Source organism: Arthrobacter sp. MDT2-16, from assembly GCF_054510925.1.
Window position 1 is genome coordinate 272688 of record NZ_JBTNDP010000003.1, and the last position, 21456, is coordinate 294143.

General features: G+C 70.7%; 21 protein-coding genes. 10 read left to right on the forward strand and 11 right to left on the reverse strand.

Translation table 11 applies throughout. The features are described 5' to 3' along the window. Positions 1-19: 19 nt before the first annotated feature. Complete coding sequence (locus ACX80N_RS07865; protein ID WP_459338932.1) at positions 20-670, reverse strand: SGNH/GDSL hydrolase family protein; 651 nt, start codon at positions 668-670, stop codon at positions 20-22. A 180-nt stretch (positions 671-850) separates the two neighbouring features. On the opposite strand from ACX80N_RS07865, the gene ACX80N_RS07870 reads away from it, so the two are divergent. After that, complete coding sequence (locus ACX80N_RS07870; RefSeq protein ID WP_459338933.1) at positions 851-1495, forward strand: nucleoside/nucleotide kinase family protein; 645 nt, start codon at positions 851-853, stop codon at positions 1493-1495. Between the two features lie 188 nt (positions 1496-1683). Here ACX80N_RS07870 and ACX80N_RS07875 read toward each other — a convergent pair whose 3' ends face one another. Together ACX80N_RS07875 and ACX80N_RS07880 are read right to left on the reverse strand one after the other, a co-directional pair. Next, on the reverse strand, positions 1684-2466 hold the full coding sequence (locus ACX80N_RS07875; protein ID WP_459338934.1) for a ThuA domain-containing protein: 783 nt from the start codon (positions 2464-2466) through the stop codon (positions 1684-1686). Next, positions 2466-3557: a Gfo/Idh/MocA family protein gene (locus ACX80N_RS07880; RefSeq protein ID WP_459338935.1), complete on the reverse strand. Its 1092-nt coding sequence runs from the start codon at positions 3555-3557 to the stop codon at positions 2466-2468. The genes ACX80N_RS07875 and ACX80N_RS07880 overlap by 1 nt, the downstream gene beginning before the upstream one ends. 152 nt (positions 3558-3709) lie before the next feature. On the opposite strand from ACX80N_RS07880, the gene ACX80N_RS07885 reads away from it, so the two are divergent. The 3 genes from ACX80N_RS07885 (at position 3710) to ACX80N_RS07895 (ending at position 5704) form a co-directional block, all read left to right on the forward strand. Further along, positions 3710-4567 carry an SDR family oxidoreductase gene (locus tag ACX80N_RS07885; RefSeq protein ID WP_459338936.1) on the forward strand — a complete coding sequence of 286 codons (858 nt, stop codon included), beginning with the start codon at positions 3710-3712 and terminating at the stop codon, positions 4565-4567. Positions 4568-4682: 115 nt separating this feature from the next. Next, positions 4683-5123, forward strand: a complete 441-nt coding sequence (gene soxR / locus ACX80N_RS07890; RefSeq protein ID WP_459338937.1) for a redox-sensitive transcriptional activator SoxR — start codon at positions 4683-4685, stop codon at positions 5121-5123. Between the two features lie 62 nt (positions 5124-5185). Further along, positions 5186-5704 (forward strand): flavin reductase family protein, encoded by a 519-nt coding sequence (locus tag ACX80N_RS07895; RefSeq protein ID WP_459338938.1) that lies wholly within the window; start codon positions 5186-5188, stop codon positions 5702-5704. Between the two features lie 42 nt (positions 5705-5746). Here ACX80N_RS07895 and ACX80N_RS07900 read toward each other — a convergent pair whose 3' ends face one another. Then, positions 5747-6760, reverse strand: coding sequence for a zinc-binding dehydrogenase (locus ACX80N_RS07900; RefSeq protein ID WP_459338939.1), 1014 nt, complete (start codon positions 6758-6760; stop codon positions 5747-5749). A 157-nt stretch (positions 6761-6917) separates the two neighbouring features. Between ACX80N_RS07900 and ACX80N_RS07905 the strand changes: the two genes are divergently transcribed. Continuing rightward, a complete protein-coding gene (locus ACX80N_RS07905) occupies positions 6918-7337 on the forward strand; it encodes a GtrA family protein (protein ID WP_459338940.1) in 420 nt (139 codons plus the stop codon). A 181-nt stretch (positions 7338-7518) separates the two neighbouring features. Continuing rightward, a complete protein-coding gene (locus ACX80N_RS07910; RefSeq protein WP_459338941.1) occupies positions 7519-8304 on the forward strand; it encodes a hypothetical protein in 786 nt (261 codons plus the stop codon). A gap of 212 nt (positions 8305-8516) precedes the next feature. Here the strand turns inward: ACX80N_RS07910 and ACX80N_RS07915 are convergent, their stop codons facing one another. From ACX80N_RS07915 to ACX80N_RS07935, 5 genes are all read right to left on the reverse strand, one after another. Next, positions 8517-10346, reverse strand: a complete 1830-nt coding sequence (locus tag ACX80N_RS07915) for an immune inhibitor A domain-containing protein (RefSeq protein ID WP_459338942.1) — start codon at positions 10344-10346, stop codon at positions 8517-8519. A 183-nt stretch (positions 10347-10529) separates the two neighbouring features. Then, complete coding sequence (locus ACX80N_RS07920; protein WP_459338943.1) at positions 10530-11669, reverse strand: aminotransferase class V-fold PLP-dependent enzyme; 1140 nt, start codon at positions 11667-11669, stop codon at positions 10530-10532. Then, the gene (locus ACX80N_RS07925) at positions 11666-12643 is read right to left on the reverse strand and encodes a D-cysteine desulfhydrase family protein (RefSeq protein ID WP_459338944.1); all 978 of its coding nucleotides are present in this window, start codon (positions 12641-12643) and stop codon (positions 11666-11668) included. Before ACX80N_RS07925 ends, ACX80N_RS07920 begins: the two co-directional genes overlap by 4 nt. A gap of 133 nt (positions 12644-12776) precedes the next feature. Further along, positions 12777-14006, reverse strand: coding sequence for a DUF2382 domain-containing protein (locus ACX80N_RS07930; RefSeq protein ID WP_459338945.1), 1230 nt, complete (start codon positions 14004-14006; stop codon positions 12777-12779). 129 nt (positions 14007-14135) lie between these two features. Continuing rightward, positions 14136-15113 carry an MsnO8 family LLM class oxidoreductase gene (locus ACX80N_RS07935; protein WP_459338946.1) on the reverse strand — a complete coding sequence of 326 codons (978 nt, stop codon included), beginning with the start codon at positions 15111-15113 and terminating at the stop codon, positions 14136-14138. A 148-nt stretch (positions 15114-15261) separates the two neighbouring features. Here ACX80N_RS07935 and ACX80N_RS07940 point away from each other — a divergent pair, with 148 nt between their 5' ends. Beyond that, positions 15262-16107, forward strand: a complete 846-nt coding sequence (locus ACX80N_RS07940) for a metal-dependent hydrolase (RefSeq protein ID WP_459338947.1) — start codon at positions 15262-15264, stop codon at positions 16105-16107. Positions 16108-16183: 76 nt separating this feature from the next. Then, complete coding sequence (locus tag ACX80N_RS07945) at positions 16184-16408, forward strand: hypothetical protein (protein ID WP_459338948.1); 225 nt, start codon at positions 16184-16186, stop codon at positions 16406-16408. Between the two features lie 44 nt (positions 16409-16452). Here the strand turns inward: ACX80N_RS07945 and ACX80N_RS07950 are convergent, their stop codons facing one another. Together ACX80N_RS07950 and ACX80N_RS07955 are read right to left on the reverse strand one after the other, a co-directional pair. Next, a complete protein-coding gene (locus ACX80N_RS07950; protein WP_459338949.1) occupies positions 16453-17148 on the reverse strand; it encodes a DsbA family oxidoreductase in 696 nt (231 codons plus the stop codon). Between the two features lie 64 nt (positions 17149-17212). Continuing rightward, positions 17213-17377 (reverse strand): hypothetical protein, encoded by a 165-nt coding sequence (locus tag ACX80N_RS07955; protein ID WP_157940264.1) that lies wholly within the window; start codon positions 17375-17377, stop codon positions 17213-17215. 132 nt (positions 17378-17509) lie between these two features. Between ACX80N_RS07955 and ACX80N_RS07960 the strand changes: the two genes are divergently transcribed. Continuing rightward, positions 17510-18973, forward strand: a complete 1464-nt coding sequence (locus ACX80N_RS07960; RefSeq protein WP_459338950.1) for a protein adenylyltransferase SelO — start codon at positions 17510-17512, stop codon at positions 18971-18973. A gap of 148 nt (positions 18974-19121) precedes the next feature. After that, positions 19122-21455: a coiled-coil domain-containing protein gene (locus ACX80N_RS07965; RefSeq protein ID WP_459338951.1), complete on the forward strand. Its 2334-nt coding sequence runs from the start codon at positions 19122-19124 to the stop codon at positions 21453-21455. The last annotated feature ends 1 nt before the right edge of the window (position 21456 follow it).

Genomic DNA, 21456 nt, shown 5'->3' on the forward strand with positions numbered 1-21456 from the left:
TGCCCCGGCCCGACCGAGGTCACCGCACAAGAACGGTGGACGAAGGACGGTCCGGGTCGGGCAGGAGGAACGCGGAGATGGCGGCCGCGATCTTGGCTCCGCCCTGCACGGAGGGTTCGATGGGGTTCGCGTAGTCGCCGTCGTCGTCGCACACCAGCCGGAGGTCGACGACGGACACGCCCCGCGCGAAGGCGGCCCGCGTGATGATGTCGTTGAAGAACGCCAGGGCCGTGCGGATCACCGTGGAGCCCGGCTCCGAGGCGGGTGTGTCGTAGATGGTGCAGACGGCGGTGGGCAGCCCCACCGCGAGGACGCCGTCGAGCATCGCCCCGTAGTCCTGCGCGAACGCCCTCCGGGGGGCGTCGAAGGCGAGCAGCGCCTCCACCACCCCGCCCACCGGGAGCTGCAGCAGGTGCCGGTACCCGAGGGCGTCGTTGCCGCCGGCGCTGACCACGAGGTGCGTGGCGCCGGGCGGCAGGGCGCGCAGCTGACGCGCGACGCCGGAGGTGACGTCGCCGTCGACGGCCAGCAGCGTGGCGTCCCAGGTCGCGGGCAGGGCGTCCCGCACCTGCGCGACGACGTCGGGGCCCCCGTCGACGTACCGTCCGTTGTCGAGGATCGAGTCCCCGAGCAGCACCACGTGTCCCATCTGGCCTCCTGATCCGGTCACCCTTCCATCGTGGCCTGCCAGGGAGCGCGTCCACCAGTGCGTACCCGTTCCACCGCGGGGCGTCGATCGCGGTACACGCGCTGAGCCGGGCAACCTCCCGCGCTGCCGGTGCATGGGCGGCAAGGCATGATGGATGGAGGATCGGCGCAGCCCGGTCCCCGACCCCCGGAGGACACTGCCGTGAATGCCGTGACCGTCCGCAACGCCGCGGAGCTGCGCGGGCTCCTTCCCGGACCCGCCGACGGTCAACGGGCCATGCTCGGGATCGTCGGTCCGCCGGGCGCGGGCAAGTCCACGATCGCGGCGGCGGTCGTCGGGCTCGACCCGGACCGGCATGCCCTGGTGCCCATGGACGGGTTCCACCTCGCCGACCAGGCGCTGGACGGCCTCGGGCTCCTCGACCGGAAGGGAGCGCCGGAGACCTTCGACGCCCACGGCTACGCCGCCCTGCTGGCGCGCCTGCGGAGCAGCCCCGATCACACCGTCTACGCGCCTGCCTTCGAGCGCGACCTCGAACAGCCGCTCGCCAACGCCCTGCCGGTGCAACCGTCGTCGTCACTGCTCGTGACGGAGGGCAACTACCTGCTGCTCGAGGAGCCCGGCTGGCAGGACGCGCGGGAGCTCCTCGACGAGGTGTGGTTCATCGACGTGGACCCCGAGGTGCGCCGACGCCGTCTCGTGGCCCGGCATGTCCTGTTCGGGAAGACGCCCGCAGCCGCCGAGGAGTGGGTGCGTCGCGTGGACGAACCGAACGGGGCGCTCGTCGCTGCCACCCGGACCCGCGCAGACCGCCTCCTGGACGTCTCCGAGTGGCAACTCACCTGATTCGCCACCGTCATCGGGACGATCGCCGTACCGACGATCCGGACCGTGTCGATAACCAGTACCGACGGGCGTCCGCTGCATCGACCCCGTGACCGGTGTGGCGGACCCCGATCACCCGACCCCGCGCCGCAGCGCTCGTGGCCGGGCGGACCGGCCTGCCTTCTACGCAGCGGGGGCGGCCGGTCCGATCAGGTCAGGAACCAGTCCCGCGCCGGGTTCTCGACGCCCGGGGCCTCCCGCCGCGTCCGGTCCGCGCCGGGCTGCGCCACCCAGTCGACGGCGTTCGCGAGCACGCGCTGCACCTGCGGATGGTGGTAGACCGGGTACTCCTGGTCGCCGGGGCTGAAGTAGAAGATCCGGCCCTTGCCGCGCGAGAAGGTGACGCCCGAGCGGAAGACCTCGCCGCCCTCGAAGGAGCTGATGAAGATGAGGTCGTCGGGTTCGGGGATGTCGAACAGCTCCCCGTACATCTCCTGCTCGGGGATGACGATCGGGCTCTCGATACCCGCCGCGATGGGGTGCGACGGCTTGACCGTCCAGACCAGCTCGCGTTCGCCGTCGTTCCGCCATTTCAGGGAGCACGTGGTGCCGAGGAGCCGCGTGAGGATCTTCGAGAAGTGGCCCGAGTGCAGCACCACGAGGCCCATGCCGCCGAGGACGTGCCGGTGCACACGGTCGACGACGTCGTTGGACACCTCACCGTGGGCGATGTGGCCCCACCACAGCAGCACGTCCGTGCCGGCGAGGCGCTCCTCGGTGAGTCCGTGCTCGGGATCGACGAGGGTCGCGGTCGTGATGTCCGAGCCGGGGAAGTAGCCGGCGAGCGACTCCGCGATGGCCCCGTGGATGCCCCGCGGGTACATCTCACCGATCGTCGCGGGCTCGTTGCGGGCCTCGTGGACGCCCTCGTTCCAGACGACGACCGTGGGCTTGCCGTCGAAGGTGATGCTGGTTCCCGTGCTGTCCGCCATCAGAGCTCGACCTCCCTGTGCCGGGCCGCGGATGCGTAGCAGGCGTCGATGATGCGGGCCCGGCCCAGCGCGAGCGAGCCGTCGTGCCGCCCCCACTCGGCCTCGCCCGCGCGGATGGCGGCGAGGAAGTCGTCGACCACGCCCTGGTGGCCCAGCGACGGGCCGACCTCCGGCTCGTAGTCGCCCTTCTCGGTGTAGACGTGCAGGCTCTCTACGGCGCTGTCCGGCGCACCGGCCCTGGTCAGCTGGGCACCGCCGTCGGTCCCGTAGATGCGGAAGTCGAGGAGATCGTCGGTGTCGCGGTAGGCGGCCCAGCCGGCCTCGACCAGCAGCGTGGCGCCGCCTTCGAGGCGCATGAACGCCGAGGCGAAGTCCTCCACCTCGAACGCGGAGCCTACGGCCTGCGCGCTGTACTCGCCGCCACCGCCCCGTCCCTGCGGTCCGAGCTCGGAGTAGGTCGACGCCGAGACCGAGAGGACCTCGGGCTCACCGAGCAGGTGCAGCGCGTAGTCGATCACGTGGACGCCGATGTCCGCGAGCGGTCCGCCCCCGGCCATCTCCCGGTTGGTGAACCAGCTGCCCAGCGAGGGGATGCCGGCGCGGCGGAGCCAGGAGGCCTTCGCGTAGTAGGGGCGGCCGAGCTCGCCGTCATCGAGCACGCGCTTGAGGGCCGTGATGTCACCGCGGCGGCGGTGGTTGAACGCGACGTCGAGGACGCGCCCCGCCTTCCGCGCGGCGTCGACCATGAGCTGCCCCTCGTCCCCGTTGCGCGCGATCGGCTTCTCGCTGAGCACGTGGAGGCCCCGCTCCAGTGCGGCGACGGTGATGGGAGCATGGAGGAAGGTCGGGACGGCGACACTGATGGCGTCGAGCCCGTCGAGTGCGATCAGGTCCTCCCACCGCTCGACAGCGTGGGGGATGCCGTACTCGTCGCGGAGCTCGGCGAGGAGGTCCGGTTCCATGCCGGCCAGCCCCACGATCTCGACGTCGGCGCTGTTCGCGTAGGCCTCGAGGTGCTGGCGACCGGCCCAGCCGATCCCCACCACCCCGACCCTCAGGCGGCGCTCCTGATCGGATGGGCTCTGGTGCACGGCGAGGTCCTTGTCTGTGGGGGGCTGGTCTCCTTCCAGTCCTATCGTGCCGCTGCGGCCACTGTCCACGCGGAGTGGCGGGAAGTCTTTTCAGCCGTGTTCCGTTGGCGCTGGTAGACGCACCACCCGGGTGCACGAACTGGAGGACAGCCATGACCATCGCCATCACCGGAGCCACCGGCCATCTCGGCCGCCTCGTGATCGAGCAGCTGCTCGCACGCGGCGTGGACCCCTCGACCATCGTGGCCGGCGGGCGCAACGAGGAGGTCCTCGGCCGGCTGGCTGCGCAGGGCGTCCGGACGGCGCGCATGGACTACGCCGACGCCTCCACGCTCGACGACGCCTTCGCCGGTGCCGAGAAGATCCTGCTCATCTCCGGCAACGAGGCGGGGCAGCGCACCGTGCAGCACAAGGCCGTGATCGACGCGGCTCGGCGCGTGGATGCAACCCTGGTCTACACGAGCGCACCGAAGGCCTCGACGACCTCGCTCGTCCTCGCGCCCGAGCACAAGGCCACCGAGGGTCTGCTCGAGGGCTCGGGCCTCACCTACACGGTGCTGCGCAACAACTGGTACACCGAGAACTATGACGACACCATCCATCAGGCGGTGTCCACGGGCAGCATCCTGACCGGGGCAGGGGACGGAAGGGTCGCGAGCGCGCCGCGCCGGGACTACGCCGAGGCCGCCGCCGTCGTCCTGCTGTCCGACGATCACGCGGGCGAGATCCTCGAGCTCGGCGGCGACGAGCCCTGGACCTTCGACGAGCTGGCTGCCACGGTCGCCGAGGTGGCAGGGACGCCCGTCGCCGTGGACAAGCTGTCCGTGGACGAGCACGTCGCCGCGCTCACGGGTTCCGGGCTGGACGAGGGCACGGCCCGCTTCGTCGCCGCCCTGGACGCCAATATCGCCGACGGCGCCCTCGCCGGCAGCGACGGCACCCTGTCCCGCCTCATCGGCCGCCCGACGACGCCCCTGAAGCAGTACGTCGGGGAGCTGCTCGGCCGCTAGTGCGCCTCCGCCGGCCGGCTCCGGGCATGTGCCCATCGGGAGCCGGGCGGCGCGGGTACGGTCCGCCGCAGGACCCGGCGCTACGCTGGCACGACGACGTAGCCCAGGAGGAACCATGCCGACCGACCGGGACCTCTCCGTGGGGCAGGTGGCCGCGCGCAGCGGCATGAGCGTCTCCGCCCTGCACTTCTACGAACGCCAGGGGCTGATCCGCAGTCGCCGTACGAGCGGCAACCAGCGCCGGTACGATCGCTCCGTCCTGCGCCGCGTCGCCGTCATCCGGGCCGCTCAGCGCGCCGGCATCCCGCTCGCCACCGTCGCGAAGGCCTTCGCCGAGCTCCCCATGGACGGCGTCCCGGACCAGGAGGACTGGCAGCGGCTGTCGGCGGCCTGGCAGCAGGAGATCGAGCAGCGCATCGCCCAGCTCGAACATCTGCGGGACCGGCTGGACGGCTGCATCGGCTGCGGCTGCCTGTCCCTTGCGACGTGCGGCTTCGTCAACCCGAACGACGACGCCGGCCGGCGCGGCATCCCGTCCACGCTGCTCGACCCCTGAACGGCCGCACGCCGGCAGCCCGATTTGACCTCAACCTTTGTTCAGGTTCTAGCGTTGAGAGCATGACAGTATCTGCCGGCCACGCCCCCACCGCCGACCTCTTCAAGGACGCCTTCCGGGCACACCCCGCCGGGATCGCTGTCCTCACGGCCCAGGGACCCGACGGGCCGGTCGGCCTGACGGCGTCGTCGGTCTCCTCGGTCTCGGCCGAGCCGCCCGTCCTCACGTTCTCCGTGTCCACGGCGTCCTCGTCGGCAGCAGCCCTCGTCCGGGCTGACACACTCCTGGTCCACCTGCTGGGTGCGGACCAGCTCCGGATCGCCCGGCTGTTCGCGACCCGAGGAGCCGATCGCTTTGGCGGAGCCGTCGCGTGGCAGTCGCTACCCTCGGGCGAACCGCTCCTGACCGATGCGCCCTGGGCCCTGCGCTGCCGCATCTTGCACCGACTGCCGGTCGGCGGATCGATGATCCTCGCCGCGGAGGTCGTGTCCATCGAGCAGCGCGGACACGACGACGCGGCGCCGCTGGTCTACCACAACCGCTCCTACCACCGGCTGGACGACCGGTCGATGATGGGCTGACGCCCTCCCTGCCGATCGCGCAGGCTCCGCGGACACCGGCCGTCAGGGCACCAGCACCAACCGGATGGGGTTGCCCTCCTTGCGCTCGAGGCGCGCAACAGCGACCGCGGCGTCGCGCAGCGGAAGGGTATCGCTGATGGAGCGGGCGAAGTCGAGGCGCCCGAGTTCCGCGAGCGCCACCAGTTCCGGCACGTGGTGGGCCTCGGACCCGTAGTGTCCGCGGACCTGCTTGCGCGTGTAGGAGAAGGCCGTGCTGTCGGAGATGCTGATCGGGTTCCCGCTCAGGCCCACCAGGACGAGCCGGCCCTGCAGCCCCAGGCACGAGAGCGCCTGCGCCCGCACGACGTCCACTCCCGCGAAGTCGAAGGCGACGTCGAGCCCGCGCCCACCGGTCGCCGCGGCCATGGCGGCGGCGAAGTCGTCGGCACGCGGATCGAGGGCCACGTCGGCGCCGAAGGCGAGGGCCCGCTCCCGGGCCTCGGGCAGGATGTCCACGGCGACGATGGGCGCGGCGCCGACCATGCGCAGCAGCTGCACGCCGTGGGCTCCGAGCCCGCCGACGCCCCAGACGCCCACCGCCTCGGCCGGCCGCACCTGCCCGGTGGACACGATCGAGGCCCAGGGGGTCGAGACGGCGTCGGGGATGATGGCGGCCTGCTCGTAGGAGAAGTCCGGACTCAACGGCACCAGCACCCCGGCGGGCACCACCACGTACTCGGCCCAGCCGCCGTCGTAGTCCACACCCATGGTGAGCGTGACGCCCCGGTATTCGTAGCCGGCCTGCAGGACCACGCGGTCGCCCGCGGACCAGCCCTCCACGCCGTCACCGGCGAGATCCACGCTGCCCGAGACCTCGTGCCCGAGGGTCACCTCGTCACCGCGGAGGTGCAGGGGCTTCAGGATCCCTTCGATCAGGTGGACGTCGGAGAGGCACACGCCGGCAGCCCGGACCTTCACGCGGACGAAGCCCGGGCCCGGCACGGGCACCGGCACCTCCTTGACCTCGAAGGATCCGGTGCTGACGTCGAGCCGTCCGGCGAGCATGGTTTCGTTCATGGGGTCCTCCGTGGGTAGGTCCTCATGCTAGCCACGGTGGGGCGCCCGGCGCGGTCGGGGGCCGGCCTTGACCAGGCAGGCCGCCGCGTGGCCTTCAATTGGTTACTTAGGCAACCTAAGGAGTAGAATCCGACGTCGTCGACGGAGGAGGAAGAGCATGGGTGGCGCGCTGCAACGCCTCGGATCCTTCGCGGCCGTGGGGACGCTCGCCTTCCTCGTCGACATCTCCGTCTACAACATCCTCGCCGCCGGATGCGGCGTCGGACCGATCACGTCGAAGGTGTCCTCCGTGGCCCTGGCCACCGGCGTCTCCTGGCTTGGCAGCCACTACGTGACATTCCGTCAGTTCGCCGGCCGGCCGAAGCGCGAGGAGGCGCTCCTCTTCGGCCTGACGAATCTCGTGGGGCTGGGTATCGCAGCCGCGTGCCTGTTCGTGTCGCACTACGTACTGGGCCTCACGGGTCCACTGGCCGACAACATCTCGGGAAACGTCATCGGCGTCCTCCTCGGCAACGTGTTCCGTTACGTCGCCTACCGCTTCTTCGTCTTCCGCCCGGCGGTCCCTGCGCACGTGTGAGTCCGCTGGGGCGGGGACGGCCTGTACGACGTCGGCACCATCTGGCAAGCACGACGGCAGCGGTCCGATCAGTGGGCGTGGAACCGGAGGCTCCGTACGATGGGAAGTGACCGTCAGCCAGCTGGGGACACGTGGCCCTCGTGCCCGCAGCGGCTCGCCACCCCTCGGAGAAGACTTCCCCATGCGCGCGCCCATATCCCTTGCCCTCCTGGCCCTGAGCGCCGGCCTCCTGTCCACCGGTGCCGAAGCGGCCTGGGGCGTGGGCACCACTGCCCAGGCCGGCACCGGAGTGACCCGGCAGATCACCCCGGCGGTAGATCCAGCGCCGCGACCCACCGGTGAAGTCGTCATTCCGTCGGTCGTTCCCCAGCTCGTCGCGCCGACGGCTCCTGTCGTGCCGCCCGTCGACCCGCCTACCGACGAGCCGGTGGTTCCTCCCGTCAATCCGTCGGAACCGCCCGCAACACTCCCGGGGGAACTACCCATGGATCCGCCGGTCGAACCACCGGTCGACCCGGGTACGGCACCTCCGGTCGAGCCACCCACGGAGAAGGCCCCCGATCCGTCGGAGTCACCCACCGAGGAGCAACCCGACGTCGCGCCGCCGACGAACCCGGCGACGGACGACCCCGCGTCGCCCCCGCCCAGTCAGGGCGCGCCGGCCACGTCCGGGCCGGCCCGAGCGTCCGCGGCAACCGGGAACGGCACGTCCGGGGTGGAGGTCTTCCGGGCACCGGTTCCGCGCTCCCCCGCCCCCTACCCCGACCCGTCCTCCAGAGCGCCCACCACTCCGGGGACGGCCACGCCCCAGGCGGTGGACGTGCTGGCCGAGGAGGACGTGGAGCAGGCCCGTCTCGGCCCGTCAGGGCGCTACGTCGCCGCGGGAGTCCTCAGCCTCGTGGCGCTGGCGCTGGCCGTCGCGGTCGCCGTCGTCGCCAGTCCGAGACGCCGGAGGGGTACGCACTAGTCCGGGCCGGGCCGAACGGCTCTCCGTCGTTCCACGTTGTCCGGCCGGAAGGACCCCGATTCGCCGCGTTCCGGTCCCTTCACGCCCAAGAACCAGGAACGACGGCGGCGCATCCTGCCGCAGGAACCAGGAACAGCGGCCCTGACAGGGACACCTCAGACGCTGAAGGAGCCGGGAATTACCTCCCGGCTCCTTCGTCGTGCTGATGCGGACTAGCGGACCTGGAGGGTCAGCATGCCCGTCGAGTTGGACTGGATCACTTCGATCTTCGTCCCGGTGCCGGCGACGACGACCGAGCCCTGCGGGTTCGCGGCGTCGTAGTAGGCGGTTGGGTTGGTGTCGTCGAAGACGGCGACGCCGCGCTGCGACGGCGCGGTGAGCGTCGTCATGCCTGCCGCCGTCTCACGGTGCAGGCTCAACGGATCGGTGGCCTCCTTGCCGAAGGTGGCGTCGAAGCTCTGGATGCGGTTGCGGACCATGGTGCCGTCGGACCAGGTGAGGGCCTTCGGGTGTGCGTCCACGGGCAGGGCCAGACCGGCGCCGGGGTGCTGGCGCGTGTTGTTGTTGGACTGCGCGGTGTTCCAGTACGTGATGCTCAGGCCGTCCTGGTACTTGTAGTGCTCCACGGTGTCGGGCGAGGTGAGGCCCCAGCCGAAGTTGTACGGACCGGTGGCGAGCGTGGCGTCGTAGCCCGCGTACACCCGGTTCTCGGCGATGTAGAAGCGGTTCTTGCCCGCGGCGTCCTTGGGCAGGTTCACGACGACGGCCTGCGGGGCCTTCGTGGCGTGGAACGAGGGGCCGATCTTGTGGGTCGACTTCTCGCCCGCGGTCGCGACCTCGTAGTCGAGCCAGCCGAGCTGCAGCTTCTCCCAGGCACCCATGTGGTTCGGGGTGGTGCCGATGGAGCCGTCGCCGTGGCCGAGCCACGAACCGGAGCTCATGAGCGTCCAGAAGCCGGTGCCGTTCTCGCCGCCGCTCGTGTCGTACAGGTCCGGCAGGCCGAGGTCGTGGCCGTACTCGTGCGCGAAGACGCCGAGGCCGCCGTTCTCGGGCTCCGTGGTGTAGTCGCGGATCCAGACGTTGGACTGGCCGATCTTGATGCCGCCGTAGGGGTTGGCTGCGGGGCCGGCGGTGCCGCGTCCCGCCTGGCCGACCGCCCAGCGGTGGGACCAGATGGCCGACGACGCCGCGCCGGCCTCCTCGCCCTCACCGGCGTGGATGGCCTGGAAGTGGTCGATGTAGCCGTCGGCCTCGTCGAAGTCGCCGTCCTTGTCGAAGTCGTAGCGATCCCACTGGTCGAAGGTCGCGAGGTACGCGTCGATCTCGGCAGCGGTCTTGCCTGCAGCGACCTGGGAGTCGTACCAGGCGTTCGCGGTGTCCTGTACGAAGCGGGTCATGTCCGCCTGGCTCTCGGTCTCGCCGTAGCTGGCCGAGTTGTAGGGGACGGTCACCCAGTCGCTGACGTCGCCGTCGACCGTGTACCGGCCGCTGGACATCTCCTCGTAGACGCCCTTCAGCGACTCGCCCTCCGTGCCGAAGAACATGTCGAGGTAGTGCTCGCGGTCGAAGGTGTCGGACCAGTAGGTGGAGTTGTCCACCGCACGGTTCGGCTCCTTGATCGCGCCATTCGTGGGGCCCGGCGTGGAGGTCGGGAAGCGCGGATCCACCTTGTCGCCGAAGTCGACGAGGAAGGACAGGATCTGGTCGCTGTCCTGCAGGCCGTACTGCGCCCACTGGCCGGGAGCGACCTTGACGGCCTTGGAGCCGTTGCGGTCCTCGACCTTCGCCTCGCCGGAGATGACTTTCTCCACGCCCTGCTGGTTGAGTGCGCGGCGTTCGTCGGCCGCAGGGTCGGAGCGGTCGTCGGCCTTCGCCGCTGCGCCGTCGGCGCTCGGCGAGGACGTGAAGGACGACGTCGCGGTCGGTGAGTCCGCCGCGGTGCCGGTGGTGGCCTGTGCGCTCACGGGAGCGAGCACGACGGCGCTGGTCACGGCGAGCGCCATCGCGCACCGCAGCCCCCGGGTACGAGTGGTGAGATTCAAGGGTTCTCCTAAATGAAATATCCCAGCTGATGCAGAGCAAGCTCAGGGTAGGTGCCTGAGATGACGAACATGTTGCCTAGGTCACATGTTCTGGGTGGGACGCTAGCACCAGCCGCGGACACTTTCAGGGTTTGGTTGCGTTCTGTGAACCATGTCGTGCCTCGTCCGCCAGGAGGCGGTCCGTCAGGTGAACGGAGCCAGGACCTTCGCAGCCTCGCCGAACACCTCGGAGCGGGTGGTGGCGTGCACGGAGAAGCGGATGCGGTCCTCCCCGTGCAGCGTCGCCGTGATGTCGGCGGCCGCGAGGGCAGCATGTGCCTCGGCCGCCCGCCCGGGGACTTCCGCCACGACGATCCCGGCACTCTCCGAGCGGTCCCTTGGCGAGAGGACTTCCACTCCGGCGGCGTCGAGCTGCTCCACGAGCCCCTGGGCGTGGGTGGCCACGATGCCGTCGATCGCCGGCACCCCCACGGTCTCGATCAGTGCGAGAGCCTCCGCGAAGGCGCCGGTCGCGTAGGGCGAGAGGTTCGAGATGGAGAAGCGCTGCGCCCCGGGCAGCGGCGGGTGCTCCTCGCCGTCGTACCGGCGCGGATCCGTGACGCCCGTCCAGCCGGTCAGCAGTGGCTCGATCCGCTCCATGCCCTGCGACGACAGGGCGAGGGCGGCCACGCCCCACCCGGCGCGGACCCACTTCTGCGCGCCCGCGATGAGCACGTCGGCCAGCGTCCATTCGACGTCCGCCACGCCGAAGGCCTGGATGCCGTCGACCACCAGCAACCGGTCGGGTCCGATCAACTCGCGGATGCCCGCCAGGTCCGCGCGGTAGCCGGTGCGGAAGTCGACGGCGCTCACACTCACCGCGACGGTGTCATCGGTCAGTCCGCCGGCGACGACGTCGGGCGTCATGCGCGTGCCCGGCCCACCGGTCAGGTGGACGCGGGCCCGTCCCACCGCGCTGGTGCGCAGCCAGGGGTAGGTGTTGGAGGGGAACTCGCCGGCGTTGACGAGCACCGATCCGCCGGGCAGGCCGAAGGCCACCTGGAACAGCCCGAGCGAGGTACTGCCGGTCAGCCCCACGTTCTCGAGGGGGAAGCCGCTGAGCCGCGCGAAGGCCTCCCGTGCGCGCAGGTCCTCGTGGTGCAGCACGTCGCTCGCATCGGCGTCGGCATTGCCTGCGAGCTCCAGGAGGTGTGCCACCCGCTCGCGGACCGCACGCGACGGTGGCCCGTAACTGGCGAAGTTCAGGTACCCGGGAGCCTCGGTGAAGGCGTCCGAGTAGGACGCGAAAGCGGCGGCGTCGTCGTGCCCTGCAGACGTGTTCATCCGGCCATGATCCTCTCGAGCGCCGTCGTGTGCCCCAGCAGTCCGGGCAGCCCTCCGGTGTGCCAGTAGACGATGCGCTGCCCCGCCGCCAGCTCACCCCGGCGGACCGCGGCGACGAGTCCGGCCATGGCGCGCGCCGTGTAGGTGGGGTCGAGGACGAGGCCCTCGGTACGGGCGGCCAGGCGCATCGCGTCGAGGACGTCGTCGCTGACGGAACCGTAGCCCGAGCCGAGCAGGGTCCTGTCGATCCGCAGGGCGGGCTCGTCCTCGGGTTGCCCGGTGAGCTCCGCCACCATCCGGGCGACGGCGGCGGACGGCTCCGACAGTGCACCGGTATCGACGCCGAGGACGCGCTCGGCGCCGAGCGCGGCCACGAGTCCGGCCATCGTCCCGCCGGAACCGACCGCCACGACCACCTGCTGCACCGACGGGTCCTGGTGCAGGAGTTCGTCGCCGGCCACCCGGTAGCCGCTGGCGCCGAGGGCGTTCGACCCGCCGAAGGGGATGACGCCGGGTCGCCGGCCCTGCGCGGCGAGCTCGTCGGCCATTTCGTCCACGCGGGCGGCGAGCTCCTCGTCCGAGGCGTCGCCGCACCAGTGGAGGGAGGCCCCGAGCAGTGCGTCGAGGGCGATGTTGCCGGTGGGCGCGGCCTGCCCTGCCAGCACGAGGACCACGTCCACCCCGAGCCGGGCGCCCGCGGCAGCGGTCAGGCGGGCGTGGTTGCTCTGCGCCGCTCCACTCGTGATCAGCACGTCGGCACCCTGTGCGAGCGCCGTCCCGGCGGTCCACTCGAGCTTGCGCACCTTGTTCCCGCCGCCGCCGAGCCCGATGAGGTCGTCGTGCTTGATCCAGAGGTCGTCCGGATCGAGGCCGAGGGCAGCGGCCAGCCGGGGCGCGGGCTCGAGCGGCGTGGGCCAGGACGCGAGGCCCGCCCGGACAGGGGTTCCTACGGATTCCTCGGTCGGACTCGTCATGTGTGCCTCCGGTGGTGGGCGGGGTGCGGCTCCCGCCGCTCCGTCCGAAAGCTATCAGGTGGAGGCCGGTTCGGGGCAGCACGTACTGCCCGGAGGGGGTACTGCCGCCTCCCCCGGCGCGGCAGCCGTACTGTCAGCGCTTCTTGTTCTTGCCCTTGATGAGGGGGTTCGGGTTGTTCGTCACGATCCTCCCCGCCTGATCGTCGGATGTCGCGACCCGGCCCCGGCCGGTGCTGCCGGTAGCGCGGCGCGTGCGGCCCCCGGACCGGCGGGTGCCGGTATCGGCGCCGGTCTCCCCCTCCCCGTCGACGGAGCTGGCGATGCGTTCCTTGCGCACCTGCTCCCTCACCGTCGCCCTGCCCGTGACCTTGGTCCTGCCGAGCCGGACACGCTCGACGGCGACGGTCTCCTTGCCCATCACCACGGCGTGTTCCTCGCGCCCCACGAACTCGACGGCCTCCTCCTGGAACAGCGAACCGGTGTAGTCGCTGTCGAGGGTCGCCGACGTGATCGGCTCGCGTTCGATCAGCAGTTCCTCCCGCTCGACCGGCACGGACTGCGACACCTCCTCGGTGACGACGTACTTCCGCAGCCGGACGCGCGCCGCCTCGTACTCCTCCGTGTCGACCCGCAGCCGTTCCTCGGAGCGGACCACCCAGGGCGTGCCGCCGTCGTCGTGCGTCTCCGTCGGCGCCGGCGAGAACGAGGGCGTGTGGGCCGGAACAGCCGGCTCGTGCGTCCCGACAGGAGCAACCGACGCGTGGGCCTCGGCCGGCGTGTCCGTCTCCGCCTGCGCGTAGGTTGCCGTCGATGCCTCGGAAGGTGCGTAGGACACGGGAGGAGCGGTCGCCGCGGCGGTCGCGGACGTCGTGCGTGCCGGAGCCTGCGCCACCTCCGCCACGGGAACAGCGGCTGTCGCCGCCGTGGCCGGAGCCACAGCCGTAGCCGCCGTAGCGGGAGCAGCGGCCGTCACCGCCGCAGCGGCCGTTGCCGGAGCAACCGCCGTCGCAGCAGCAGCCGGGGCCTCGCCCTGCCTCGCCGTCGGGTGGATCAGGCCGTAGTGCCGGTACAGAGCCCTCTCGTCCTCGGGGCCCAGGTGACCGTCACGCTCGGTGGACGGTGCATGCTTGATCAGGTCCCGCGGGTAGCGGACCACGAGGTGGTCGCCCTCCACCGAAGCTCCCGCGAGCGGCACGAAGGACTCCTTGGTGCCGAACAGTCCGGTGTGGACGGTGACCCAGGTCGGCTCCTCGGTGGCGTCGTCCAGGTACACCACTCCGATCGAGCCCACCTTGTCCCCCTGGTCCGTGACGACCGCGCGATGGTACCGGATGAGGGGGTTGAGGTCGTTGAGCGTGAGCATGGCGTTCCTGTCGTCGGTGAAGCCCGCCTGATTCGGCGCATGAACGAAACACTAGAGCCACCCGGCGCCATGTAACAAGCATGCTTACCATTCGTGGTCCGACTGGCGATCGGGCCGGGCGGGGAGGCGTCAGGGCCGGGTCAGTATCGCCAGCCGTTCGTCCGACGCCTCCTGCGCTCCGAGGTCGTAGGCTCCACCGCTGACCAGCAGTTCGTCCGCACCCGTGCGCGCCTGCACCTCGGCCAGCTGCCGCTCCACCTCGGGTGCCGTCCCATAGATGGCCGTGGCGAGTGATTCCTCGATGAGGCTTTCCTCCCGGGCGGTGGGTGGCTCCGACGGGACCGCCTCGAGCGGCGGGAAGTACCCCCTGGTCCTCGAGACGGCGAGCGCCCGCGCTTCCGGCAGGAGCAGGCGGCGCGCGTCCTCCGTCGTCTCCGCCACCGCCACGTTCAGCGACGCGGTCACGTGCGGCCTGTCCCACCATGCGGAAGGGCGGAAGGAGGCGCGGTAGCGCTCGAGTGCCGGCTGGCCGTCCCGGAACAGGGCGGGTCCGCCGAGGACGACGGCGAGGCCGGCCTTCGCGGCGATGTCCACGCCCTGCCCGGTGGCGAGGACGAAGACGGGTGTCCGGCCGGCGTCCTGCGGGCGGGCCGTGACCGGCGCGGTGCCGTCGAGGAAGGCCAGCAGTTCGGCGATGTCCTGCCCGAACCGGTCCGCCTCCTCCCTGCCGGTCCGCAGCGCGGCGCGCACAGCGGAGGTGAAACCGAGCGATCGGCCGATGCCCAAATCGAAGCGGCCTCCGGACAGGGCAGCCAGCGTCGTGGCCTGCTCCGCGACCACGAGGGGCTGGTGGTTCGGCAGCATGATGCCGCCCGTCCCGACGCGGATCGTCGTCGTGGCGGAGAGGACGGCGGCGGCGAGCACGGCCGGCGCCGACCCCGCGATCCCCGGCACGCCGTGGTGCTCCGCGACCCAGAACCGGGTGAACCCGAGCCGCTCGGCCTGCCGGGCGCGCCCGATGACGCGCTGCAGTGTCTCCGCCTCGGAGGACCCGGTCCGCGACTGGGCGCGGTCGAGGATGGACACACCGGCGAAGGGAAGGGGCATGTCTACAGGAACCGCGCCGGGGTCGGAGCCATTCCGGCGTGCCCGGGAGCCCCTGCTTCGGATAATGACGGTGGCGCGCGACAGGATGGGATCTCGCCGCCGGTTGGAATCCTGCAGCCGGCGCGGTCTCACCGAAAGGACTCCCGCCATGATGGGCGCCCACCATGCTGCCTGCGGCGCCGCCGCCTGGGTTGCCGCCACCACCCGGATCGAGGTGCATCCCGGCCACCTGGTGCCCCTGCTGCCGGACGCCGTCACCCTCGGCTTCGGGCTGCTCGACGTCAGTCCGGTCGGCGTCGTCACCGGTGCCCTCGTGACCGCCGGCGCGGCGCTCCTGCCGGACGCCGACCACCACAGTGCCACGATCGCCCACTCCCTGCCGCCGTTGTCCAACCTGCTGTGCGCCGGGATCGGAGCGATCTCGGGCGGTCACCGGCGGGGCACGCACTCGCTGCTCGGCGTCGCCGCGTTCGTCGCCGTCGCCTTCGTCGCAGGGCTCTGGACCGTCGAGACGGCCGACTTCGGTACCATCTACCCGGGCGCCGGCCTGCTCACGGTGCTGCTCGTCTCCTTCGCGGCGAAGGCCCTGAAGATCATCCCGGACAGCATGCGCAGGTCGCCGTGGGCGGTCGGCCTGACGGCCGGGGCGTTCGTCACGGCGTTCGCCCCCGAGGAGCAGTTCTGGTTCCCGCTCGCGGTGGGGATCGGTGTGATCGCGCACATCCTCGGTGACATGCTCACCACCGGCGGCTGCAACCCCCTGTATCCGTTCCGGCTCCGGCGGCCGCGCGGCCTGGCGAAGGTGCCGGTCATCGCGCAGGTCTGGCGGCCCAACGGGAACATCGCGATCCCCGTGCTCGGCAACGCCGGTTCGTTTCGGGAGTGGTGCCTGCTGGTGCCCATCTCGCTGTATGCCGTGTGCGGCATCGGGTGGGCCATCGCCCGGATCGACGACGGCGGTATGGTGGTCGCGCGCGCGGCGGGCTTCGCCTGAACAGGCTTGGTGCACGAAAACAGCCGGAAACACGGGACGGCTAGTGTCGGAGCAGATACCGCCACAAGGAGGGCTGATGGGCCGCGACGCATTGTTCTTCGATCCCCTGCACGGAACGGACGCTCCGGAGGAACCGGTCCCCGCGTCCGGGGAGGGCTCGGCACCGGACCAGGGGTCCGTCAGCGAGCCTCCACGCAACGGGACGCCCGACCCGGAGGAACTCCAGGCCCGGCGTCGGCGTGAACTCGAACGCGTTCAGGACGAACTGCGGAAGATGGCGAGGGGCGCGGCGCGCCGCTGACGACGGAACAGGGGCGCCGCCGTCCGCGGGCGCTCAGCGGGACTTCAGCAGCCGTCCGGGCCGCAGGCGGGTCCGTCGGGCGACGGCGTGAGGGAGACCAGGGGGTGGGACTCCCGCCATGCCTGGTCGAGGGCCTGCCGGAACGTCTCCACGGGCTGGGCGCCGGAGATCCCGTACCTGCGGTCGACGACGAAGAACGGGACACCCTGCACGCCGAGCGTGCGGGCTTCCTCGATGTCATGGCGGACGTCGTCGGCGAAGCGGTCGCCGGAGACGGTGTCGCGGATCTCGTCCTCGTTCAGGCCGACGCCCGTGCCGAGGGAGACGAGGACCTCGACGTCGGAGGTGTCGAGTCCCTGCTCGAAGTGGGCGGACATGACGGCTTCCTTCGCGGCGTCGCCCAGACCGTGTGACTTGGCGAGGTGCAGGAAGCGGTGCGCGGTGAAGCTGTTGCCCACCACCACGCTGTCGAAGTCGAAGGAGAGGCCCTCGCCCTCAGCCTGCCCGGAGAGGTGCTGCCACATCTGGCGGACCTGCTCGGGCGCGATGCCCTTGCGTTCGGCGAGGTACTGCTGCTCGGTGCCCTCGTAGTGGTCGGGAAGGGACGGGTCGAGCTGGTAGCTCTTCCAGGTCACCTCGACGCTGTCGCGGTGGGGGAACCCGGCGAGGGCTTTCTCGAAGCGGCGCTTGCCGACGAAGCACCACGGGCATTTCACGTCGGACCAGATCTCTATCTGCATACCTGGCGCAACGGCGGGACGCTCAGGCCCTATTCCCGGAGGGACGAGGGCCTGAGCGCTGCTGCTACTTCCGGTTGAGCAGGTTGCGGAGGATCCCGCCGGCCTTGCCCGTGGGCACGGGCGTGCCCCGTCGTCCGGCAGCCCCGCCGGCGGTCCTGCCCGTGGTCGCGGTGCCCGACCTGCTGAGGTAGCGGTTGGCCGCGGTCCTGATCCTGTTGCTGATGCCCATGGTGATCTCCTTCGATCGTGCGCCTCGTCACCCGAGAACGTCAGGTGGCTTACTAGTTTACGATCCGGAGGCCACTTGGGCCAGCATCTCCACAGGCGCCGGCATCGCAGTGGGCGGGCGTACGGTGGAGGGATGAGCGTGCCCACACACTCCAGGATCATCTTCGATGGCCGCTTCGCGCGGGAACTGCCCGAGATGGCGGTCGCCTGGCAGGCCGACGACGCCCCCTCCCCGAGACTCCTGGCCCTCAACGAGCCGGTGGCCGCGGAGCTCGGATTCGAGCCCGGGTTCCTCCGCTCCCCCGAAGGCCTGGCCCTGCTGCTCGGCACCTCCGTGCCCGACGGCGCGACGCCGGTGGCCCAGGCCTACTCCGGTCACCAGTTCGGCAGCTTCAACCCCCGCCTGGGAGATGGCCGGGCGCTGCTGCTCGGCGAGGTGACCGACGTCGGGGGCCGCCTCCGCGACGTCCACCTCAAGGGCTCCGGCCGCACACCCTTCGCGCGCGGCGGGGACGGTCTCGCCGTCGTCGGTCCCATGCTGCGCGAGTACATCGTCAGCGAGGCCATGCAGGCCCTCGGCGTCCCGACCACGCGCTCCCTCGCCGTCGTCGCCACCGGGCGCGATGTACGCCGCGAGACCATGCTGCCGGGCGCCGTCCTGACGCGCGTCGCGAGCAGCCATCTGCGCGTCGGAAGCTTCCAGTACGCAGCGGCCACCGGCGAGCAGGATCTGCTGAAGCGCCTCGCCGACCATGCGATCAGCCGCCACTATCCCGAGGCCGCGACTGCCGAGCGTCCCTATCTCGCCCTGTTCGAGTCGGTGCTGTCCGCGCAGGCCGCGCTCGTGGCGCAGTGGATGCTCGTGGGATTCCTCCACGGCGTGATGAACACGGACAACATGACTATCTCGGGCGAGACCATCGACTACGGGCCCTGCGCGTTCATGGACGTCTTCGACTACTCCACGGTCTACAGCTCCATCGACCGCGGCGGCCGGTACGCCTACGCCAACCAGCCGCTGATCGCCGAGTGGAACCTCGCCCGCCTCGCCGAGACGCTCCTGCCGCTCATCGACGAGGAGCAGGAGCAGGCCATCGCCCTCGCCGTCGGTGTCCTCGAGTCCTTTCGCCCCCGCTACAGCGGCGCCTGGCTCGAGGGCATGAAGGCAAAACTGGGGCTGCCCGATGACGTCGAAGACGAGGTCGCGTCAGCGTTGGCCAATGACGTCCTCACCCTCCTGCAGGAGAACCACGTGGACTACACGTCCTTCTTCCGGGGACTGAGTTCGGTGGTCCGCGGCGACGCCCGGCCGGCGCGGGACAAGGTGCTCGACGTCGCCGCCTTCGACGCCTGGGCCGAGCGGTGGCTCACTCACGGGCCCGACGCCGACGCCATGGACCGCGTGAACCCCGTGTACATCCCGCGGAACCATCTCGTCGAGGAGGCACTGGAGGCCGCGACCGCGGGCGACCTCGGCCCCCTGGACCGGCTCGTCGAGGTCGTCGCCCGCCCGTTCGAGGAGCGCCCGGGGCTGGAGCGCTACGCCGCGGGCGCCCCGGACGACTTCGGCAAGTACACGACGTACTGCGGGACCTGACGCGCAGGACAAGGCCCGCAGGTAGTCGGCAGCGTGCGTCCAAGTAGTTGCCTTCGATACTCACGTAGACAGCACTGTTTCCTGTGTGAACTATCGCCCCTACCTTTGGGGAGGCGATGACGCCTCCCCAAAGCCTTCAGGAGCTTACGTGCGCACCAGCAACACCACATCCACCCTCACCCGCCGACTCGCGACCGCAGTCCTCCTGCCGGGCATCCTCGGTGGAGCCCTGGTCTTCGCCCCGCAGGCATCCGCGCAATCAGGGCCGACGTCGGGGGTGTGCAACGGCGTGGTGAACCAGGCGGCGCATCGGGGCACGGTGCAGGAGAACCTCCTCAGGAATGCGGCGCGCAAGAATGCGGATGTCATCACCAAGCTGCAGGCCGAGCGGTCGGTACTGCAGGCGAATGCCGCCGCCCTCACGACGCAGATCGACGACGCCACCAAGGCAATCGCCGCTCTCGAGACCCAGAGCGCCCAGCTGGATGCCGCCGAGAAGAACGCCCAGACTGAGCTCGCTGCCGTCACCGAGCAGCAGGCGAGCACCGCGAAGGCCATCGAGACGGCCACCTCGGACCTCGCGAACCTGCAGGCGCAGCAGAAGGACGTCGCAGCTGTGCTCGCACCGCTCCAGGCGGAGCTGACCGCGGCTGAGGCCGACGGGGACGAGCTGCGGAAGCAGGCGCTCGCCGCTGCCGCCGACGTCGATGCCGCACAGGAGGCGCTCCGCCTCGCAACGGGCGAGCTGGCCGGCCTCGAAGCCGACGCAACGCGGACAGCGGCCGACCTGACACTGCAGAAGGACGCCATCGCACAGGCACAGCGCGAGCTGGCGGCCCTCACGACGACGGCGGAGGAAGCAGAGACCGCTGTCGGCGCAGCACAGCAGGCAGTGACCGACGCCGAGGCCACCCTGAAGCAACTCGTCGCTGCCGGCACCACGGCGCAGTCCGCTCTCGATGCCCAGCAGGAGGAGATCGAAGCTGCCGGACGCTCGCTCACCGCGCTTCAGACCGAGGCGGCCACGGCCGGAGACGCCGTTGCGGCCCAGCAGGCTGCCATCACGGCAGCCCAGACCGATCTCCTCGCACTCGAGGGAGCCGCAACGCAGGCCGCCGATGCCCTCACGGCGCGGCGGGCGGCCATCACCGGCGCCGAGGGTGAACTCAAGATCCTGAGCGCAGACGCTGCCAAGGCTGCGGACGCCGTCGCCGGCAACAGCAGCCGCCAGGCCGAGGTCACTGCCGAGATCTCAAAGGCGCAGAACAATATCACCGCCAAGAACGCGGAGATCACGGCCAAGCAGGGCGCCATCAGCACTGCTGAGGGCGAGCTGGCCACTATGGCGAAGCAGAAGACGACCCTCGAGGGTGAGATCGCCTCACTCTCGACGCGGATCAACGCAATCAACGGCAACTCCAAAACCAAGCGGGACCTCGAAGACGAGCGCGTAGCGAAGGAGGCCCAGCTCGCCACGGTCAACACGCAGATCAAGGACAAGAACACGCAGATCTCCGGCCTGCAGGGCAATCTCAGCACGCTCCAGGGCCAGGTAAGCACGCTCAATACGGAACTGCTGGCGAAGCAGACCGAGAGCAGCAACCTCCAGAAGGAAGCAGCACCCCTGCAGGTGGCGTTGACCGCGGCGAACGCCTCCGTGCTGACCAAGGAGTCGGAGGTCAGGACGCTGCAGGGACAGCTGCCCGCGCTGCAGACTGCCCTGACCGAGGCGAACACCGCGGTTGCCGCCCAGCAGGACACCGTCACGGCCCTCCAGGCGCGACTGCCGACTCTTACAACAGCAGCAACTGCAGCCCGTGACGCCGTGACGGCACAGGACAAAGTTGTCGCAGATCTGGAGTCCGAGCTGCCACGCCTGACCGGGGACGTCGCTGCGGCCGAGGCAGCCATCGCCGCCCAGAAGGACGTGCTCGGCGGCCTGAGGACCGACCTGAGCGATGCCGAGGCGCAGCTCGCCTCGGCCACCGCAGCCGTTGCGACCAAGACAGCCGACCTGACCGGACTGCAGGATCGCCTGCCCACGCTTCAGGCCGCCGCGGACAGCGCAGCCCGGGCCGTGGTGACCAAGCAGGGGGAGATCAGCACGCTGAATGCCGAGATGGACAAGCAGGCCGCGGCGCTTGCAGGACTCAACACCCGGATCACCGCCAAGGAGTCCGAGGTGCTCGCCCTGAGGGACCGGGTGACTCCGCTCCTCGCCCAGCTGAACAGCCTCAACGGTGAGATCAGTGCCACCGAGGCCCAGCTCAAGAGCCTGCAGGGACAGCTGACCACCCTCGACAAGCAGGTCACCGATGCCCAGACGGTCCTTCGCGATGTCCAGGCACAGAAGAAAGCGAACAAAGCTGCCATCACGGCACAAGAAGCCAAGGTAAAGGCCCTCCAGGGCCAGCTCAGCGATGTTCAGAAGCAGATCAAGGCCATCGACGGGCAGATAGCGCTCGGCGGCTGCGTGGCCTGAC

Excerpts from the sequence above, each read along its gene's own strand:
- ACX80N_RS07875 (WP_459338934.1), bottom strand. The coding sequence starts at position 2,466 with ATGGCGGACAGCACGGGAACCAGCATCACCTTCGACGGCAAGCCCACG.
- ACX80N_RS07885 (WP_459338936.1), top strand. The coding sequence starts at position 3,710 with ATGACCATCGCCATCACCGGAGCCACCGGCCATCTCGGCCGCCTCGTG.
- soxR (WP_459338937.1), top strand. The coding sequence starts at position 4,683 with ATGCCGACCGACCGGGACCTCTCCGTGGGGCAGGTGGCCGCGCGCAGC.
- ACX80N_RS07895 (WP_459338938.1), top strand. The coding sequence starts at position 5,186 with ATGACAGTATCTGCCGGCCACGCCCCCACCGCCGACCTCTTCAAGGAC.
- ACX80N_RS07900 (WP_459338939.1), bottom strand. The coding sequence starts at position 6,760 with ATGAACGAAACCATGCTCGCCGGACGGCTCGACGTCAGCACCGGATCC.
- ACX80N_RS07905 (WP_459338940.1), top strand. The coding sequence starts at position 6,918 with ATGGGTGGCGCGCTGCAACGCCTCGGATCCTTCGCGGCCGTGGGGACG.
- ACX80N_RS07910 (WP_459338941.1), top strand. The coding sequence starts at position 7,519 with ATGCGCGCGCCCATATCCCTTGCCCTCCTGGCCCTGAGCGCCGGCCTC.
- ACX80N_RS07920 (WP_459338943.1), bottom strand. The coding sequence starts at position 11,669 with ATGAACACGTCTGCAGGGCACGACGACGCCGCCGCTTTCGCGTCCTAC.
- ACX80N_RS07925 (WP_459338944.1), bottom strand. The coding sequence starts at position 12,643 with ATGACGAGTCCGACCGAGGAATCCGTAGGAACCCCTGTCCGGGCGGGC.
- ACX80N_RS07930 (WP_459338945.1), bottom strand. The coding sequence starts at position 14,006 with ATGCTCACGCTCAACGACCTCAACCCCCTCATCCGGTACCATCGCGCG.
- ACX80N_RS07935 (WP_459338946.1), bottom strand. The coding sequence starts at position 15,113 with ATGCCCCTTCCCTTCGCCGGTGTGTCCATCCTCGACCGCGCCCAGTCG.
- ACX80N_RS07940 (WP_459338947.1), top strand. The coding sequence starts at position 15,262 with ATGATGGGCGCCCACCATGCTGCCTGCGGCGCCGCCGCCTGGGTTGCC.
- ACX80N_RS07945 (WP_459338948.1), top strand. The coding sequence starts at position 16,184 with ATGGGCCGCGACGCATTGTTCTTCGATCCCCTGCACGGAACGGACGCT.
- ACX80N_RS07950 (WP_459338949.1), bottom strand. The coding sequence starts at position 17,148 with ATGCAGATAGAGATCTGGTCCGACGTGAAATGCCCGTGGTGCTTCGTC.
- ACX80N_RS07955 (WP_157940264.1), bottom strand. The coding sequence starts at position 17,377 with ATGGGCATCAGCAACAGGATCAGGACCGCGGCCAACCGCTACCTCAGC.
- ACX80N_RS07960 (WP_459338950.1), top strand. The coding sequence starts at position 17,510 with ATGAGCGTGCCCACACACTCCAGGATCATCTTCGATGGCCGCTTCGCG.